Source organism: Streptomyces sp. NBC_00873, from assembly GCF_045207415.1.
In the GTDB taxonomy this organism is placed as follows: Bacteria; Actinomycetota; Actinomycetes; order Streptomycetales; family Streptomycetaceae; genus Streptomyces.
The window spans coordinates 6,605,607-6,624,037 of the sequence record NZ_CP108803.1 but is presented as its reverse complement, the minus strand read 5'-3'; the positions used below and the strand labels follow the sequence as shown (position 1 = coordinate 6,624,037).

14 protein-coding genes and 1 pseudogene are annotated in these 18,431 nt (G+C 70.6%); 9 read left to right on the top strand and 6 right to left on the bottom strand.

What is annotated here, in order from left to right; all coding sequences use genetic code 11:
- Positions 1 to 119 precede the first annotated feature (119 nt).
- A complete protein-coding gene (locus OH809_RS30575) occupies positions 120 to 479 on the top strand; it encodes an arsenate reductase family protein (RefSeq protein WP_406418800.1) in 360 nt (119 codons plus the stop codon).
- Positions 480 to 491: 12 nt separating this feature from the next.
- Here the strand turns inward: OH809_RS30575 and OH809_RS30570 are convergent, their stop codons facing one another.
- Entirely contained in the window at positions 492 to 1,376 is an 885-nt protein-coding gene (locus OH809_RS30570; protein ID WP_406418802.1) for an alpha/beta fold hydrolase, read from the bottom strand.
- A gap of 71 nt (positions 1,377 to 1,447) precedes the next feature.
- On the opposite strand from OH809_RS30570, the gene OH809_RS30565 reads away from it, so the two are divergent.
- The gene (locus OH809_RS30565; RefSeq protein ID WP_406418804.1) at positions 1,448 to 1,897 is read left to right on the top strand and encodes a MarR family transcriptional regulator; all 450 of its coding nucleotides are present in this window, start codon (positions 1,448 to 1,450) and stop codon (positions 1,895 to 1,897) included.
- Positions 1,898 to 2,123: 226 nt separating this feature from the next.
- Here OH809_RS30565 and OH809_RS30560 read toward each other — a convergent pair whose 3' ends face one another.
- Positions 2,124 to 2,249 (bottom strand): hypothetical protein, encoded by a 126-nt coding sequence (locus tag OH809_RS30560; RefSeq protein ID WP_406418806.1) that lies wholly within the window; start codon positions 2,247 to 2,249, stop codon positions 2,124 to 2,126.
- 36 nt (positions 2,250 to 2,285) lie between these two features.
- Positions 2,286 to 2,474: a hypothetical protein gene (locus OH809_RS30555; protein ID WP_406418808.1), complete on the bottom strand. Its 189-nt coding sequence runs from the start codon at positions 2,472 to 2,474 to the stop codon at positions 2,286 to 2,288.
- Between the two features lie 249 nt (positions 2,475 to 2,723).
- On the opposite strand from OH809_RS30555, the gene glnII reads away from it, so the two are divergent.
- Together glnII and OH809_RS30545 are read left to right on the top strand one after the other, a co-directional pair.
- Entirely contained in the window at positions 2,724 to 3,758 is a 1,035-nt protein-coding gene (gene glnII / locus OH809_RS30550) for a glutamine synthetase (protein WP_406418810.1), read from the top strand.
- Between the two features lie 203 nt (positions 3,759 to 3,961).
- Positions 3,962 to 4,030: pseudogene (locus OH809_RS30545) on the top strand (winged helix family transcriptional regulator); the annotation flags it as partial.
- Between the two features lie 72 nt (positions 4,031 to 4,102).
- Here the strand turns inward: OH809_RS30545 and OH809_RS30540 are convergent.
- Entirely contained in the window at positions 4,103 to 6,250 is a 2,148-nt protein-coding gene (locus OH809_RS30540) for an MMPL family transporter (protein WP_406424892.1), read from the bottom strand.
- A gap of 237 nt (positions 6,251 to 6,487) precedes the next feature.
- Between OH809_RS30540 and OH809_RS30535 the strand changes: the two genes are divergently transcribed.
- From OH809_RS30535 to OH809_RS30515, 5 genes are all read left to right on the top strand, one after another.
- Positions 6,488 to 7,756 (top strand): sensor histidine kinase, encoded by a 1,269-nt coding sequence (locus tag OH809_RS30535; RefSeq protein WP_406418812.1) that lies wholly within the window; start codon positions 6,488 to 6,490, stop codon positions 7,754 to 7,756.
- Positions 7,741 to 8,388: a LuxR C-terminal-related transcriptional regulator gene (locus tag OH809_RS30530; RefSeq protein WP_406418814.1), complete on the top strand. Its 648-nt coding sequence runs from the start codon at positions 7,741 to 7,743 to the stop codon at positions 8,386 to 8,388. Before OH809_RS30535 ends, OH809_RS30530 begins: the two co-directional genes overlap by 16 nt.
- Before the next feature lie 444 nt (positions 8,389 to 8,832).
- Entirely contained in the window at positions 8,833 to 10,788 is a 1,956-nt protein-coding gene (locus OH809_RS30525) for a hypothetical protein (protein ID WP_406418816.1), read from the top strand.
- Between the two features lie 383 nt (positions 10,789 to 11,171).
- The gene (locus OH809_RS30520) at positions 11,172 to 11,537 is read left to right on the top strand and encodes a hypothetical protein (RefSeq protein ID WP_406418818.1); all 366 of its coding nucleotides are present in this window, start codon (positions 11,172 to 11,174) and stop codon (positions 11,535 to 11,537) included.
- Between the two features lie 292 nt (positions 11,538 to 11,829).
- Entirely contained in the window at positions 11,830 to 12,552 is a 723-nt protein-coding gene (locus tag OH809_RS30515; protein ID WP_406418820.1) for a TetR/AcrR family transcriptional regulator, read from the top strand.
- Between the two features lie 13 nt (positions 12,553 to 12,565).
- On the opposite strand, the gene OH809_RS30510 is transcribed toward OH809_RS30515, so the two are convergent.
- Together OH809_RS30510 and pulA are read right to left on the bottom strand one after the other, a co-directional pair.
- Entirely contained in the window at positions 12,566 to 12,751 is a 186-nt protein-coding gene (locus tag OH809_RS30510; RefSeq protein ID WP_406418822.1) for a hypothetical protein, read from the bottom strand.
- Positions 12,752 to 12,787: 36 nt separating this feature from the next.
- Positions 12,788 to 18,100 (bottom strand): pullulanase-type alpha-1,6-glucosidase, encoded by a 5,313-nt coding sequence (gene pulA / locus OH809_RS30505; RefSeq protein ID WP_406418824.1) that lies wholly within the window; start codon positions 18,098 to 18,100, stop codon positions 12,788 to 12,790.
- Positions 18,101 to 18,431: the final 331 nt, after the last annotated feature.

Genomic DNA, 18,431 nt, shown 5'->3' with positions numbered 1-18,431 from the left:
GGGAATCCTCCTGGCACGGTCGTGAAACCCTCACGAACTACCCCCATTTTACGGCTCATCACTGACAATCGCCCCTGGCCAGAGGGGCTTTCGCGGTGTCCGTCGCGTATCGTTGGCCCATGGAGATCTGGATCAATCCCGCATGTTCCAAGTGCCGCAGTGCGGTGCAGTTGCTCGATGCCGAGGGCACCGAATACACCGTCCGCCGCTATCTGGAGGATGTGCCGTCGCCGGACGAGATCCGGGCCGTACTCGACCGGCTCGGGCTGGAGCCGTGGGCCATCACGCGGACGCAGGAAGCGGACGCGGAGGAGCTCGGGCTCAAGGAGTGGCCGCGCGAGGCCGGTTCGCGGGAGCGGTGGATCACGGCGCTCGCCGAACATCCGAAGCTGATCCAGCGGCCGATCATCACGGCGGAGGACGGAACGGCTGTCGTGGCGCGTACGGAGGAAGCGGTACGGGACGCTTTGGGACGCTGAGCGCAGCCGGAATCACTCGGTCAGCAGGAAGTCCTCGATCCTGCGGTTGAGTTCGGCGGCGTCCGGGGCGTGCAGCGGCAGCGTGTGGTGCGTGGCGCCGGGGATCGTCGCCGTCTGTACGTGCGCGATCAGCCGGGTCGCAGTGGCGGCGACCTGTGCGGCGTTGTGGGCCCGGCTGTTCCCGGCCGTGAGGATCAGGGTCGGTACGTTCAGGGAGCTCAGCGCCTCGGGTGCGGGGCGCGGGCCGTTGACCGGGCGGGCGGTCGGGAAGTCGGCGGCCGTCTCGCGCAGGTGCAACCAGGCCGGGTCGAGTGCGGCGCCGGCCGTCTCCCAGGCGAGGAAGGTGCGTGTCCGTTTCGCGCTGGGGCGGAGCAGCATCGGGAGCGCGTGCAGCAGATAGCCGGGGCGGAAACCGGCGAAGCACTGGGTCGGGTCCACGAGGATCAGCCTCCGGACGCGGTGGGGTGCGTGCAGGGCGTGTTGGAGGGCGATCCGGGCTCCGTACGAGTGGCCGCAGAGTGATACCGGTGCGGCGTTCAAAGCTTCGAGTACCGCGTCCAGCCAGGTCGTCAGGTCCTGGAACGTGCGGATCGGGCGCTCCCCCGCCACACTGCGGCCCGGGTCACCGATGAGGTCGATGGCGTGGACGCGGTGGGTGCGGCCCAGGTGGGCGGCCTGGGCGAACCAGACGGTGGAGGTGGAGCCGCCCCCCGCCAGGAGCACCAGGGGCGGGGCGCCCTCCGGGCCGTAACTGTTGATACGCGTGGTGCCGTACGGGGTGGGGACGTCGGACTGGTTGGTTCCGGCAGGCCACTTGGCCGCCAGGACCTCGTCGTACGCAGCGAGGAACGACTCGGTGACGGCCGTTGCGGATGATCCGGATGACGTGGTTGCCATGGAGTGCCTCCCGAGGGTGGGTGCCCTTGGATATTATCTCGCTCAGCGAGATAATAGAGGAAGGAGGACTGATGGGCGAGCAGGGTTCCGAACTGGAGATCGTTCATCTGCTGCGCAAGGTGACTGTCGAATTCGGTCTGCGCCAGGCCGAGTTCGCGAGCCGCAACGGCATGCACCCCACCGACGTGCGCGCCTTGATCTGCCTGCTCGACGCCGAGCGGGCCGGCACCGAAGCGACCGCCGGGTGGCTCGGTGCGCAGCTCGGGCTCAACTCCGCGGGCACCACCGCCGTCATCGACCGGCTGGAACGGCTCGGCCACCTCACCCGCACCCGCGACCCGCGCGACCGGCGACGGGTACTGCTGGCGGTGGACCCGCGGGCGGTGGAGCTGGGGTGGGCCTTCTTCGGGCCGCTGATCGAGAACACGGTGACAGTGCTGCGCGACTTCGACGAGAGTGAGACGGCTGCCGTGCGGCGCTTCCTGTCCGCCGCGCACCAGGCGGTCACCGCCATTCCCTGACCGGCAGGGCGATCGAGGGGACCGTTCCTAACCAGTGTGCGTAAGTGAGTCTTGGACCCACTGCTGCGTACTGGGCGCATCCCGAACGGTTTTGGATGCACTGGGTTCCCGCTTTCGCTTCCCACTCGGCGACGGCCCTTCGTGGGCACGGTCCGTTGTGGGCGGGCGGGTTCCCTCACGCCCCCGGCCACCTGGCCCGGCCTGGACGGTCCGATGCCCCACACGATCACTCCGGTCGTGTGGGGGCGGTGCCGTCCTTCCCCAACCGTTTCTTGCGGCCGTGCTTCTCCCGGGTCTTCTCAGGCGTGAAGTCGAGGTCTTCGATGCCGATCGCGGCGACACCGACCCGCACCGCCCAGTTGATCAGTCGGGTCAGCGCGTGGCGGAGCTACGCGTCCCGGTGACCGGCCGAACCGGACAGGTCGTAAGGGAAGCGGTGCGGGTCACCGACCGGATCGCCGTGCCGGTCGAGCAGGTAGGCGGCGAAATGGTCGGCGTTGGTGTCGACGCTGCGTGCGGAGGCGGACGGTGGTGGTACGGGGCGGCAGAGTGCCGCGTACGGTACCCAGCTCGGCACCGGCGGCAGCGGTGACCCGGGCGCCGGTGCCCGCCCGCCCGTCACCGCGCCGCTGCCGCGCCACCGGCACCACCGCATTCCCGGCCCCGCGACGCCGCCCCCTTGGGTGCCGGTCGGCCCAACGCAGGAAACCTCGGTAACACGGGGTTCACATACGGGCAACGGACGGGAAATCGCGGCTTGCGAAGCTGCGCTGCAGAAACCGGACCGCAGACCGCAACACCGCAGCACCCCCAAAGGATGGCTTCCGTGACGTTCAAGGCTGAGTACATCTGGATCGACGGCACCGAGCCGACCGCCAAGCTTCGTTCGAAGACGAAGATCATGGCAGGCGAGCCCTCGGGAGACGTCGCGGAGCTGCCCATCTGGGGCTTCGACGGATCCAGCACCAACCAGGCCGAGGGTCACGCGTCCGACCTTGTGCTCAAGCCGGTCTTCTGCTGCCCGGACCCCATCCGCGGCGGCAACGACGTCCTCGTCCTGTGCGAGGTCTTCAACATCGACATGACGCCGCACGAGTCCAACACCCGCGCCGCCCTGCGTCCGGTCGCCGAGCAGTTCGCCGGCCAGGAGCCGATCTTCGGCATCGAGCAGGAGTACACCTTCTTCGACGGTCACCGCCCGCTCGGCTTCCCCGTGGGCGGCTTCCCGGCCGCGCAGGGCGGCTACTACTGCGGTGTCGGCTCCGACGAGATCTTCGGCCGCGAGATCGTCGAGAAGCACCTCGACAACTGCCTGCAGGCCGGTCTGGGCATCTCCGGCATCAACGCCGAGGTCATGCCGGGCCAGTGGGAGTTCCAGGTGGGCCCGCTCGCCCCGCTGGAGGTCTCCGACCAGCTGTGGATCGCGCGCTGGCTCCTCTACCGGACCGCCGAGGACTTCGACGTCTCCGCGACCCTGGACCCGAAGCCGGTCAAGGGCGACTGGAACGGCGCGGGTGCGCACACCAACTTCTCCACCAAGGCGATGCGCGAGGGTTACGACGCGATCATCACCGCGTGCGAGTCGATGGGCGAGGGCTCGAAGCCGATGGACCACGTCAAGAACTACGGCGCGGGCATCGACGACCGTCTCACCGGCCTGCACGAGACCGCCCCGTGGAACGAGTACTGCTACGGCGTCTCCAACCGCGGCGCCTCGGTCCGTATACCGTGGCAGGTCGAGCAGGACCAGAAGGGCTACATCGAGGACCGTCGCCCGAACGCCAACGTCGACCCGTACGTCGTCACGCGGCTGATCGTCGACACCTGCTGCACGGCGCTGGAGAAGGCCGACCAGGTCTGATCCGCCACCGACTCGGTACGAAGGGGCGCCCGCCGGAAACGGGGGCGCCCCTTCGGCGTGCCCGGTCCGCTGTCAGTGGCGTGTGCCAGGGCTGGCCCATGCTCGACATCAAGGCGGAGACCGAGAACTGGCAGACGCACAGCCGTATTTCGGCGCAGGCGCTGAGCGACCTGGACTGGCGCAAGCGGCTCGTCGGCTGAGGCAGGCTGGGCGCCGAGCACCGCCGGTCGATCCAGACGGTGCGGCGCGTCGGCTACAAGTACGCCCCCTGACGGGGGCCGCACACGACAAGCCCTGGCCGACCGGTTGCGCATCCGGTGGGCCAGGGCTTCTTCGTACAGGCATCAGCCACGGGGCCCCGGACCGGCCGGAACCGGACCGGCCACCACGTCCGCCGTCCCCGCCTCGTCGTGGTCCAGGGCCGGCAGCCAGGACAGTCCGCGCGGGGTCCGCCAGTTCCGCTCGCCGAGCAGCGCCATGGCGGAAGGCAGCAGGACCATCCGTACGAGCGTGGCGTCCAGCAGCACCGCAACGGCGAGGCCGACGCCCATCTGCTGCATGTCCTGCATGGACAGCGTTGCGAAGACCGCGAACACCGCCACCATGATCACGGCCGCGCCGGTCACCGCGCCCGCCGTCCGCCGGATGCCCGTGTCGATGGCCGCCCGGGTGTCCAGCCCGGTCTGCCGGGCCTCGCGGATCCGGGAGACCACGAACACGTGGTAGTCCATCGAGAGACCGAAGAGCACCACCAGGACGAACAGCGGCATCCATGCCTCGATCGCCCCGACCCCCTCCGAGCCGATCAGCGAGGCGCCCCAGCCGTGCTGGAAGACGGCGACCATCACACCGTAGGCGGCGCCCACGGAGAGCAAGTTGAGGAGGATCGACGTCATCGCGATGACATACGAGCGGAAGCAGAACAGCATCAGCAGGAAGGTCACTGCCGTGATGAACGCGAAGACGGGGACGATGCCGCGCTTCAGCTGATCGTTGAAGTCGACGGACCCGGCCAGCTCTCCGGTGACGTACGCCTGCGCGCCCGTCCCGTCGAAGGCGGCGGGCACCCGCTTGTCACGCAGCTCGGTCAGGCCGGCCTTGCCGTCCGGCAGCGGAACCTCGACCTCCGCGATGTTCTGCGCCCGGTGCACGGTCACCTTGTCGGGGCCGAACTCCGCCAGTGCCTTGCGCAGTTCGGGCGAGTCGATGTCGTCCGCCTCGACCACGAGAAGGGCGGGGGCGGGTCCGCCCGGGAACGTCTCCGCGATGGTCCGGTACGCGATGGAGAGCTCCGAGTCCGAGCCGAACTGCTTCTCCAGGCCGAGCGACTCGGTCTTCATGCCGAGGGCGGGCGCGGCCAGGGCGAGCAGGACGACGACCGAGGCGACGGCAAAGACCTTGGGCCGGGCCAGGACGGGCCTGAGAACGGTGCCGGCGTAGGAGCCACTGGCCCGTACGCCCCGCTTGGCGCGCCGGTTCAGCAGCGGCACCCGCCCCGCGTCGATCCGGTCCCCGAGCCAGGAGAGCAGCGCGGGAAGCACCGTCACCGAGCCGAGCACGGCGATGAGGACGACGGTGATCGTGGCCAGGGCGAAGCCCTTGAACAGCATCAGTCCGGAGAGGAACATGCCGGCCATCGCGACCATCACGGTGAGGCCGGAGACCAGCACGGCCCGGCCGCTGGTGGCCGCCGCGATCCGCAGCGCCGTTTCGGCGTCGCGCCCGGCGGCCCGCTCGTCGCGCTCGCGCCGCAGGTAGAAGAGGCAGTAGTCGACGCCGACGGCGAAGCCCATCAGGAACATCACGGAGTACGTGGTCTGGAACAGGTGCAGTTGGTGGCTGGCCAGCGACAGCAGACCGGAGGCGGCCATGCACGCGGTCAGTGCGAGCCCGACCGGCAGCAGGGCCGCGACCACGGCGCCGAAGGCGACCAGCAGGATGCCCAGGGCCAGGGGCACGGCGGTGAACTCGGCCTTCTTGAAGTCCTCGGAGAGCAGGTCGCCGAGCCACTTCCCGGCGCTGGCCTCGCCGAACTGGTGGATCGTGACGTCCGGCCGCTTCTCGCGGACCCCGGACACGGCGTCGAGCACCGGCTGCACCCGGTCGGCGGACGTCGCCGCGTCGCCCTTCATGTCAAAGGTGATCAGGGCGTCTTTGCCGTCCTTGGAGGGGACGGGCGCCGCGAGGTTGCGGATCTCACCGGTCCGCTCGACGGCTGCGGAGACCTCACGGGCCGCGTCCTGCCAGTCGCCCGCCTTCGCGGCGGACACCATGACCAGCTCACCCGCGGGATGGGTGAGGCCGGCGTCGTCGAGGATCTGCTCGGCCCGTGCCGAGTCGCCCGTGGCGTTCTCGGCGTCCGTCATCTCGACCATGCCGGATGCTCCGCCGATGCCCGTGGCGAGCACGACGAAGAGCAGCCAGCCGAGGATGGCCGTCTTGCGGTGGTGTGCGCTCCACACACCGATGCGTGCCGCGAGGTTGCGCCTCATGGCCTTTCGCCCCCAGAAGTTGACGTCGAATGAGTCGCTCATGAACCTAGGAACGGGGCGTCCGCCGTCCCAGCCGCCGGAACCCCCTCTCCCCGAGGCGTAGGGCGAGGTCTCGATGGTGGTGCTGGCTACACCCCTCCCGGGTGGCGAAACGGCTGACGCCGCGGACGCCCGTCGGGTGAGACTGTCCTCGGACCGGCGCTGCCGCGAAGGCCCGACGAGGGGAGAAGGACCATCATGAACGCGATCCGGAGCCGAGTACTGCCCGCGCTGCTGGCCGCGGGGCGCGGGATCGTACTGTCGATCGCCAGTCTCGCCGGGTCGATCACCCTGTTCGTCCTGGCGGTGCTGTCGATCGCCTCCATTCCGCTGGGTCTGGGCCTGTTCACCACCCCGCAGGTGCTGGACGCGGTCCGCAGGCATGCCAACCAGCGCCGGCTGCTGGCGGCGATCTGGTCGGACGTCCGCATCCCGGTCCCGTACCGGCCCTTTCCTCAGGATCTGCGCGGCGGGTTCACGGGGCAGGTGGAGAGAACGACGCTGATGCTGAAGGATCCGGCTACGTGGCGGGATCTGCGGTGGCTGCTGGTCGACATGACGGCCGGCTACACGGTGTCGATCGTGGGCTCCGCGCTGCTGCTCTATCCGGTGCACGGGTTCGTCCTGGCAGCGGGCCTTTGGCGGGTCTTCACCGACGACCGGTACTGGTACGCGTTCGTGCCGGTCGACAGCCAGGCGACGGCGCTGGCCGCCGCGGCGCTCGGTGTGGTGTTTTTCCTGACAGGTCTGAAGGTCAGCGAACCGCTGCTGCGGCTGCACTTCGTGATCGCCCGCTCGGTGCTGGCGCCCACTCATGAGCAGGAGCTGGCCCGGCGGATCGACCGGCTCACCGAGACACGGCACGAGGCCGTGGACACCGCCGCCTCCGAACTGCGTCGTATCGAGCGAGACCTGCACGACGGCGCGCAGGCCCGGCTGGTCGCCATGGGCATGCACCTGGGCACGATCGAGGCGCTGATCGAGAAGGACCCGGCGCAGGCCAGAAAGCTTCTCGCGATGGCCCGCGAGTCCTCCGCGGAAGCCCTCACCGAGCTGCGTGATCTCGTCCGGGGCATCCACCCGCCGGTTCTGGCCGAACGCGGACTCGGGGACGCCGTCAAGGCGTTGGCGCTGCGGCTGCCCATCGAGGCGGAGGTCGACGTGGAGCTGCCCGGCCGCGCAGACGCGCCGGTGGAGTCGGCCGCGTACTTCGCGGTCAGCGAGACCCTGACGAACGCCGCCAAGCACTCGGGGGCGGACCGTCTCCGGGTGGACATCCGTCACGCCGACTCGATGCTGCGGATCTCCGTCACGGACAACGGCAGGGGTGGCGCGATCATCGGATCGGGCTCGGGACTGAGCGGAATCGAACGCCGACTCGGTACATTCGACGGCATCATGGCCGTCAGCAGTCCAGCGGGCGGTCCCACCATGGTGACCATGGAGATCCCTTGCGAGTTGTCCTAGCCGAAGATCTCTTCCTGCTGCGCGACGGTCTGGTCCGGATGCTGGAGGCGTACGACTTCGAGATCGCGGCAGCCGTCGAGACCGGTCCCGAACTGACCCGTGCGCTCACCGAGTTGGATCCGGACGTCGCCGTGGTCGACGTCCGGCTTCCGCCGTCCCACACGGACGAGGGACTGCAGTGCGCCCTTGCGGCCCGCAGGGCCCGGCCGGGCCTGCCGGTGCTCGTCCTCTCCCAGCATGTGGAGCAGTTGTACGCCCGTGAGCTGCTGGCGGACGGCAACGGGGGCATCGGGTACCTGCTCAAGGACCGGGTCTTCGACGCGGACCAGTTCATCGACTCGGTACGCAGGGTCGCGGATGGCGGCACCGCGATGGACCCGCAGGTGATCTCACAGCTGCTGTCCCGGCGCGCCCAGGACAAGCCGATGGGCGGCCTGACCCCGCGCGAGCTGGAGGTCATGGCGCTGATGGCGCAGGGCCGTTCGAACGCGGCGATCGCCTCACAGATGGTGATCACGGAGCGGGCGGTGGCCAAGCACACCTCGAACATCTTCGGGAAGCTCGGCCTGCCGCCGTCCGACGACGACAACCGCCGCGTTCTGGCCGTCCTGGCCTACCTGGACCGGGGGTGACCCCGCACCCCCGGCCGACGGCTCATCGGTCGAACTCGGACCGACCGGCAATTGGGGGCGGCGTGGTCGCTCCCAGGTGGGGTGCGGCCCGGGACTCCGGGACCTGTTGACCTGGCGGCTTCTCAGCCGAGGAGTTCCATGGGACGCTGGATGTTTCGGCTTGCAGTGCGTCTTCGTGGCGGGCTGCTCCAGGCTGCCGGTCGCCGTCGGCGGGACGTGCGGCCTGTCGTCGCCGCCCCCGCCGCACGCCGCCAGAAGAGCCAGTCCCGCAAGGACGACCGCCGCGGTCCCGACCCCGGAACGACGTCCTCGTCGCATCTCCAGCTGCGTCACCATCCGGCCAACGTGCCCCTCCGCACTCCGTCGCGCGGCCGAACGACCGGATCCGAGGGAACCGTTCGCGGGCCAGGGTGACCATCGCACGATTCGCTCGTTCAGCTGAATGTGCGCCCACTGCCAGAAGTACCGTCCGCCACCGCCCCGGTCGATGTGGAGCAGGCCGAGGCGGCGCTCGTCGAGCACTATCCGCGGCTGGTCCGGCTCGGCTACCTCGTCCTGCCGCCCTCCCTCGGCCGCAACCGCCGCGTTCTGACGGCGCACTCCCTCGCCCAGCGGTCCCTGCCCCTGGGGCGCCGGACGGCGTTCGCGGCCGACGACGGAGTCCCTCTCCCCCGCCGCCCCGTCGGTGGGACGGCGGTCGACCCGGGCTATGTGCACGTCCGGCAGCGGGTGGTGAACACCGCCCTGGAGGCGGGCCGCCCCCTGCGCCGCCTGGCCTGGCCGCGCCGGTCCCAGCTGCCGCCGCTCCTCCCTCTGGTGTGGGGTCTGCGCCTGTTCCCGCACTCCGGAGGTGCGGACGAACTCGCCCTGGACCAGGCCCTGTCCGCGCTCTCCGGGCCGGCGCGCGCGGCGCACGTCCTGCGCGGTCTGGAGGGCCTCGCGGACGGGGAGGTACGTCGGGTGCTCGCCGCCGCAGGAGTGGCGGACCCGCACGCCGCGCTGACGGAGGCGGACGCGGTGGCGGCGCCGTACGCGCTCCTGGACTCCACGGAGTTCGACCCCTGTTCCCTGCAGGCCCGCCCGCCTGATCTGCTGCGCCGCCGCCGACGCGCGAAGACGGCGCTCGCGGCGGCCGCCGCACTCCTCGTGTGCGGGGCGCTGCTGGGGCTTCCGGGCAACGGCTGGGGCCGGGACCTGGCGTCCGCGCCGCTGTACACCCGTAACCCGGCGGCCGAACAGGCCCTGGAACCGGCCGCGTTGCTCAGGGTGCCCCCCGCATACTGGCAGCGCTCGCCCCGGACCGACTTCACCGCCTGGCCCACCCGCGGCGACCGCACCGACGACACCCGGCTGCTGCGGCGCGCACTCGCCGTCTGGGCGCGTCCAGGCCCCGCCGTCCGGTCGTCCACGACGCCCGGGACGCCGGTCGGGCCGCCGATGGGGCCCCCGCAGCTGCTGTACGCGGGTGAGGTGGGCGACGCCGCGGTGGTGTTGTTCTACGACGGGCTGCGCATCGTGCGGTACGCGGAGGCACGCGACGCCGATCCGGCACGGGGCGCGGCGCTCGACTTCGCCCGTGTCGACAGTGCGGACGCGTCCTCCGCCGACGCTCTGATCGTGAGCCGTGGCGGCGGCACGGTCCGCTATCTGACGGCTCCCTGGGTGCGGCAGGTGTCCGTACGGGATCTGCTCGCGCCCAGCCGGGCCGGCCGGCCGCTGAACCGCGACCGGAACGGCGTGACCGATGTGCTGGCGAGCCCGCAGACGGCCGGGGACTGCCGGTCCTGGTCCGCCGTCGAAATGCATGACGCCACGGCGACACGTCTGCTGACGGACCTCGGTGAACTCGCCCCGGCCCGGCTGACTTCCGGGTCGCCGTCGGCGCCGCACGATGTGTCCGGGCGGGTGGAGCGGGAGAGCTGGGCGCGGACCGCCTGTCTGCTGAGGGCGGCGCGGTCGCGCGGCGTACGGTCGGTGAACTCCTGGCCGTACGCCCGGCAGTGGCTGCCCGAGGGCAACGGCTTCGCGCAGTGGCTGTGCACCCGGGCGGAGACCTGGCGCGGCTCGGGAAGCAGGGTCTTCGCCCAGTTCCAGGCCCCGTCGGCGCAACCCGCCGCCGGTGGTGCGGTGCCGCCCGGGGCGGTGGCGGCGCGCGCGGAGGACTCGCCGGCCTGCGGGGAGCGGGAGCCGCGGGTGCTGGCGGGCGTGCTGTGGAAGTCGCGCGGCGGCCGGTGGTACGTACTGGCGGCGGGCAGCACGGGGTTCGCCTCGCTGACCACATCGGGCGGGGTGGAGGGCCGGGCGCAGGGGCACCTGCTCGCAGTACGGGCGCGGGCGGGCGACCGGGCGCGGCTGAACGGGCTATTGGCGGACGGGAGGCGGGTGGGCGCTCTGCGCTGACCATGCCGCCGTGCCGTTTCCCGTGGTGCACGTCGTGATCCTCCACTCGGCCGGTTCATGGTGCCCGGCGGCAAACCCTCCGGTGTGCCCGTGGAATCAGCACGCTCAGTCACTGCCGGACGTGCGCGCCCTCGATACCTCGGTGGGGAACCTGCAGGTGGGATGGGGCGCCGAGGGGCGGATGGCAACGGTCACGGGAGGGAACGGGGGAACGGATGGAGGTCCACGGATTGCCTACAGGAGTCGGTTCCACGATCGGCGGCATTGCAGCAGATCGGGTGCCTTGGAGCGCGTGGCGCGGCTGTCGAGGGTCGTCGGGGGGCGACGGTTGGGGTGTCCAATCCGAGCAGGCGCTTCGGCGTCTGCTGCGACAGGAGATTTCTATGCATGTTTCCCGCTTCGCTGCCGCAGTCTGTGTGGCCGCCGTCGTCGTGCTGGGCGGCGGCGGCGCAGCTCAGGCCGCCGCCCCCGGCGCCGTCGGCGGTGCCCACTCCCTGCAGGCCGATGACGGTCGGCACGGGGATGGCGACCGCCGGGACGACTGGCGCTGGGGCCACGACCGCCGGGACGACTGGCGCTGGGGCCACGACCGCCGCGACCACGGACGCTGGGGCCACCACCGCAACCACGGACGCTGGGGCCACGACCGCGACGACCGCCACGACCACGGGCGCTGGGGCCACGACCGCCGGGACGACCGGCGCTGGGGCCACGACCAGGACCGGTACCGGGAGTACCGTTCCCGCTGATCCGATCCGAACCGCAGTATGAACTGGGCCCGTGGCGCCCTCCATCGAGGAGGAACGCCACGGGCCCGAATCGCTGCACGCCCTTGTTCCCCCCGCGACCCGTCAGCCGACGCCGCTCCGGTGTGCGGGGCCCTGCGGGTGGTGACGGACCACCTGCGGGGCCCCGCGCCCGCATGCTGCCCGGTTCACGACGTCGGCCGGCCGCTGCGGCGGAACGGCCTGAGGTGGGCCGGCAGGATCGGTCCGGGGCACCACCGAGCCCTGTCCAAGCCCCGGTCGGTACGCTGGTGCCATGACGACCGGGGTGCGGCGCAGGATGGGCGTCGATGAGCGCAGACAGCAGTTGATCGGCGTCGCGCTGGAGTTGTTCAGCCGCCGCTCCCCCGACGAGGTCTCCATCGACGAGATCGCAGCCGCGGCCGGGATATCCCGGCCGCTCGTCTACCACTACTTCCCGGGCAAGCAGAGCCTGTACGAAGCGGCGCTGCGGCGGGCGGCCGATGAGCTGGCGGGACGGTTCGTGGAGCCGCGTGAAGGGCCCCTGGGGGCACGGCTGTTGCGGGTCATGGGGCGGTTCTTCGACTTCGTGGACGAGCACGGGCCCGGGTTCTCCGCGCTGATGCGGGGCGGGCCCGCGGTCGGGTCGTCGACGGCGAACGCGGTGATCGACGGGGTGCGGCAGGCGGCGTACGAGCAGATCCTCGCCCACCTGGGGGTGGAGGAGCCCCCGGCGCGGCTGGAGTTGGTCGTGCGGTCGTGGGTGTCGCTCGCCGAGTCGACGGCGTTGATCTGGCTGGACGGGCGGCGGATTCCGCGCGCGGAGCTGGAGATGCAGCTGGTGCACGACTTCGCGGCGCTGGCCGCGGTGGGTGCGGCGTACGACGCGGAGATGGCGGGCATCGTGCTGCGGATACTCGCGGAGGAGCCGGTCGACGGGCCGTTCGGGGATCTGCTGGCGCGGCTCTCCGCCTTCTCGCCCGCCGTGCCGGCTGTGCCCTCGCAGCGGTTGTCCTGACCTACGGTACGGGTCAGCGCTTGCGGTAGGACGGGTCCAGGTCGCGGGTCTCGGCCGAGGTGTCGGTGAGGCTCCGCTCCGGGCGGCCGGTCATCAGGTCGGTGAGGCCGCGGAGATAGGCGGCGGCGAGGGTGCCTTCGTGCGGGTACCGGCCGAGGTGGCGGGAGGGACCCGCCCGGGAGTGTGCGATGTGGCTCACTCCCCGGCGGCTGCCCTCAACGTAGTCCTGTACGGGTCACCGCGGGGAGAACACGGCCACCGTGCGTCCCGGGACGGTGAAGCTTCCCGAACTCCTCTCGTACGAAGCCTTCTTGACAGTAGGATCCGCCCCCGCAGCCTGGACGGGGTGCAGGGCGTAGTCCTTCCCGGCCAGATCGGCGATCTGCTGGTGCTCGGTGCCGGGGGTCGCGTTGAGGACGATCACCAGCTTTCCGAGGTGCATGGTGATGACCCCGGGCGTCTCGTCCTTCCCGGAGAGCGGGAACGACAGGGCGGACTGCACCTGCTCGTTGGTGGAGAGGTCGAACTCCTTCTCCGTCGTGCGGATGGTGAGCAGGTCCTGGTACGCGGCGGTCGCGCCGTCGATCTGTGCGCAGCCGGGGCTGAGCGCGGTGGCGGTCAGCAGCGGCTTGGCGTAGGACCACTTGGCCTTGTTGTCGGCCGCGAGCGGCAGTCCGCGGCCGAAGCCGTTGCCGTCCCGGCAGTCCCAGTGCAGTGCGTTGAACCAGTCGCCGCTGTCGTACGAGTTGCGGTCCAGCGACTTGGAGCGCAGCAGGTCCGTGCCCGCCTGGGAGAGCGACGGGCCCTGCGAGAGGGTGGCGGTCGCCATCGCCAGAACCTGCATCCTGGTCCGGTCGGCGGCCGAGGTGCCCGCCGGGAGCTTGAAGGCGAGGGCGTCGTACAGCGTCTCGTTGTCGTGGGCGTCGGCGTAGGCGAGGGCGTCGCCGGGGACCGCGGCGTATCCGGCGGGGGCCCCGTTGTAGTCGATGCCGGAGCCCTTGACCGTACGGCCCGAGGAGTCGGTGAAGGTGTAGTCGGCGAGGTTGCCGGTCAGGCCGACCTTGATCAGATCCTGGTAGTGGAGCAGCCGGGCCCTCTGTTCGGCCGGGGTGCCATTGGCGGTCGAGGAGTTGGGGTCGGTGTAGAGGCCGCTGGCGAAGCCCTGGACACCGGGGTCCTCGTCGAACGGGCTGCCGCCGCGGACGGCGTCCCGGGCCCGGTCGGAGAAGGTGGCGATGCCGGTGCCGGCCATGTTCTTCTGGGTGGCCTGGACGAAGCGGGCGTCGTCGGCGATCTCACCGAAGTTCCAGCCCTCCCCGTACAGGATGATCTTCTTCCCGTCGACGCCGTCCTTGGCCTCGGTCAGCGCGTCGAGCGCCTTGCGGACGGAGAGGATGTTGGCCTTCGGGTGGTGGCCCATCAGGTCGAACCGGAAGCCGTCGACCTTGTACTCCTTGGCCCAGGTGACGATCGAGTCGACGACGAGCTTGCCCATCATGGTGTTCTCGGGCGCGGTGTTGGCGCAGCAGGTGGAGGTGGCGACGGTGCCGTCGTCCAGGAGCCGCTGGTAGTAGCCGGGCACGATCCGGTCGAGGACGGACTTGTCGTCCTGGCCGGAGGCGACGGTGTGGTTGTAGACGACGTCCATGACGGTCCGCAGCCCGGCGCCGTTCAGCCCCTGGACCATCTGACGGAACTCGACGGTGCGCCTGGTGCCGTTCGGGTCGGAGGCGTACGAGCCCTCGGGGACGGTGTAGTGCAGCGGGTCGTAGCCCCAGTTGAACCCGTCGTTCGCGGCGGTCTTCGCCACGCAGGCCTGCTGCTCCTCGGAGTCGGGGGCGTACACGGACAGGTCACAGGCGGGCTTCTGCCGGTCCGACTTCTTCTCGGGGATGGTGCCGATGTCGAAGGCGGGCAGCAGATGGACGTAGCTCGTGCCGGAGTCGGCGAGCTCCTGGAGGTGCTTCATCCCGTCGGAGCGGGTGTCGGTGAAGGCGAGGTATTCGCCGGGGTGCTGGGACGTGGGGTCCGCGATCGAGAAGTCCCGGATCTGCAGCTCCTGGATCTGGGCGTCGCGCAGCGGGACGGCGGCGGGCTTCCTCAGCCCGGCCCAGCCCTTCGGTGCGAGCCCCGGGGCGTCGAGGTCGACGACGAGGCTGCGGGCGGAGTCGGTGGCCAGGGCGGTGGAGTACGGGTCGGTGACCTTGTTGGTGACGATCTTCTGGACGGTGGGCGCCCACACCTTCACCACGAAGCGGTACGGCTTGCCGGTCCACTCCGCGGTGCCGGTGACCGACCAGACGCCGGTGCGGTCGTCGCGCCGCATCGGGACACTCCGGCCGTCGAGTTCCAGGGCGACGGTCTGCGCGGTGGGGGCCCAGACGGAGAGGGTGGGGCGGCCGTGGTCGAAGACCGGGCCGAGCGCCGCGGTGCTCGCGTCCTTCCCGTACAGGTCGTCGAGCACACCCGCGCTCTGTACACCGGTGGCGGCGAGCAGGGCGCCGTTGGCGGCGCGCTGGGTGGCGATCAGCTGGCCGCGCAGCGCCTCGCGAACCCGGTCCCGGTCACGCGGGTCGACGGTGAAGGCCGGATAGTCCTTGAGGTGTGGATACTTCGACTTCTGCGCGCCGGTCAGCGCGGACGGGCTGAGCCGCAGCCACTGCCCCTCGTCGGTGAGGGCGCCGTCGACGACGGAGATCCCACCGTCCTTCGCGTGGACGAGCTGCTGGCTGGTGGCGTCGGTGGCCTTCACCTTCCAGACGACGGTGTCGGAGTCGATCCACTGCGCCTCGGCCTTGGTGAGGTCGGGGGCGGGCATACCGCCGGTCTGCGGCAGCAGGTAGCCGGGCCGTCCGGCGACCATCCACACCTCGTGGTCGTACGTGGCGAGGTCGAGGGACTGGTCGCTGGGGAGGTCCTTCTCGTCGCCCTTGTGGAGGATGTAGCTGAGCGAGGTGGCCCCGTCGGTGAGCGGGACCTCGAAGGTGACGCCGTAGGCGTCCTTCTTCACCGGCTGGAGCGGCTTCGCCCAGTCGGTGGGGTCCTTCGCGCCGGTCCAGGTGTGCAGTCCCCAGCCGTCGTAGCCGCCGTCGGCGCGGTGGTAGTGCAGGACGGCCTTCGTCCTGTCCTGCACAGGGTAGGCGCCCTCGGGGGCCGTGTCCGCCTGGCCGTCCTTGCCCTGCTCGATCCAGACCTGCCCGGTCTTCGCGAGCTCGACGGTGCGCTGCGGACCGTCGGCCGTGCCGTCCTTCTCGACCGTGTACGGGACGGAGGAGCTGCCCTCGTCGAGCTTGATCCAGGCAAAGGCACCGTAGGCGTCGCGCCCGGTGAACCCGGCGGACTTGTCGCCCGACCTCATCTGCCAGCCGTCGTAGTCGCCGTCCGCGCGCTTGTAGTGGACGACGGCGTAGTCGCGCTCGACGGCGACGGGCTTCTCGGCCGCCGGGGCCCGGCCCGCGATCGTCGAGGCGAGGGCGCTCGCGGTGCGTCCGGCGCGGTCGACCACAACGGCCTTGTAACGCAGCGGCGTTCCCGCCGCCACGGTGTCGTCCAGGTGCTGGGTGATCTTGTACGGGGCGTGGTCGGCGGATCCGAGAGTGACCCACCTGCCCTTGCCGGTCTGGGCGGCGAAGACGACCCGGTTCAGCGATCCGCCGTCGGTGTCCGCGGAGATCTCGACGGTGCCGGTGGCTCCGGCGGCGGGCGCCTTCAGCGTGACCGAGGGCTTGGCGGCCGGGGCGCCCAGGGGCTTCTCGGCGCGCAGCACGATGCTGGAGAGGGCGGGCACGGTGACGGTGATCTTCTTGTCGGCGCCGCTGCGGACCGTACCGGAACCGCCGTACAGCGCACGGAAGTCCATGGCGGCCGACTCGGTGGACAGCTCGACGGTCTTCGCCTCGGTGCCGTTGTTGGTGGCGACGACGTACTCGTTGGTGCGCTTGGGGTCCGTACGGGAGAACGCGTAGACGGAGCCTTCCGCGTACCGCTCGGTCTGGACGCCGTCACGCAGGGCCGGGTTCTCCTTGGTCAGCTCGGAGAGTGCGGCGATGTTCCGGTACAGCGGGTGGCCGGTGTCGTACGCGTCGGAGGCGTGCGTACGGTCGGTGCCCAGTTCGTCGTCGTCGAGGTAGTCGGCGGTCTTCGAGGCGAACATGGTCTGGCGGGCGTCCTTGTCGCCGCCCGCGCCGGTGAAGCCCTGCTCGTCGCCGTAGTAGATGACGGGGTTGCCGCGGCTGAGGAACATCAGCTCGTTGGCGAGGCGGGCCCGGTCGACAAGCTCGGCGTCGTCGGCCTTCGGGTTGTCCTGCTTCAGGAACGCGCCGATGCGGCCCATGTCGTGGTTGCCGAGGAAGGTCACCTGCTCATAGGCGTTGGCCTTGTCGGTGGTGTACCGGTAGTCGTCGCCGAAGACGGCGGCGAGCTTCGAGGCCGGAGCGCCCTGCGAGGCGTACTGCCGGGCCGCTTCCTGGAACGGGAAGTCGAGCGTCGCGTCGAGCCGGCCCCGGGTGACGTACGGGGAGGTGATGGCGGTGTCGGCGGAGTAGACCTCGCCGAACATGAAGAAGTCGTCACGTCCGTGCCGGGCGGCGTAGGTGTCGAGTGCGGTCGCCCACTGGGTCCAGAAGTCCAGGTCGACGTGTTTGACCGTGTCGATCCGGAAGCCGTCGATGTCGAAGTCCCGGACCCACTTCTCGTAGATCTTCTCCATGCCGGAGACGACCTCGGGCCGCTCGGTCCACAGGTCGTCGAGCCCGGAGAAGTCGCCGTACGTGGTGGACTCGCCGGCGTAGGTCGAGTCGCCTCGGTTGTGGTACATCGTCGGGTCGTTGAGCCACGACGGGATCTTCGTGCCGGTGTTCTTCGGTGTGTACGGGAACGAGTCGGCGTCGACCTTCGCCAGGCCCTTGCTGTCGTCGAAGGGGCGGCCCTCCCTGTCGAGGTACGGGTAGGCGCCCTTCGGCTTGTAGCCGTACTTCTTCTCGGCGTAGTCGACGGTGTCCGCGGTGTGGTTGGTGATGACGTCGAAGAAGACCTTCATGCCCTTGGCGTGGGCCCTGTCGATCAGCTTCGACAGGTCGGCGTTGGTGCCGAAGTGCGGGTCGACCTGGGTGAAGTCGGTGATCCAGTAGCCGTGGTAGCCGGCCGAGGCGTCCTTTCCGGTGCCCTGAACCGGGCGGTTCTTGAAGATCGGGGCGAGCCAGATGGCGGTGGTGCCGAGATCCTTGATGTAGTCGAGCCGGTTGGTCAGGCCCCCCAGGTCGCCGCCCTGGTAGAAGCCCTTGTCCGTGGGGTCGTAACCGGTCTCCAGGCGCGAACCGGTGAGTCCGCCACGGTCGTTGGAAGTGTCTCCATTGGCGAACCGGTCGGGCATGACGAAGTAGAACTGCTCGCGGGTCAGGTCGTGCCGGGCCGGCTCGGCGGCGAGCCGGGCGTCCGACGGCGGGCCCGGGGTTCTCGGCGCGGCGGAGGTGGCTGCCGCCGGGACGACGGGGAGGAGCGCGGCGCACAGTGCGGCTACGGCTCCCCGTCCGAGGAGGGTACGGGACACGGGGCAGGGTCTCCTTGGTTGCGGGGGTTCACAACTGCTGGGCAAGCACATCGTTTTGGCGAACGTGGACACGATGGGGTGAACGGTGTGACGAGCTGCGGGTACGCCGGCGGGGTGTGCGTAGCGTTCTCGGTGCGATCTGGGACGCCGGGTGTGGCGTCAGCAGTCGGGGCCCCCGTGTCTCCTCCCGCTGCGGGGGAAATGCGGGTGACGGTGCAGCCTCACGTGGCAACGCGCCCTGCCCTCAAGGCTCCCGAAGGTTCTTGCTGCAAGAATGCAAACCTTGCCGCGTGCAGACCGTACGAGCCCGTCAGGTTCCGGTCAACCCTTC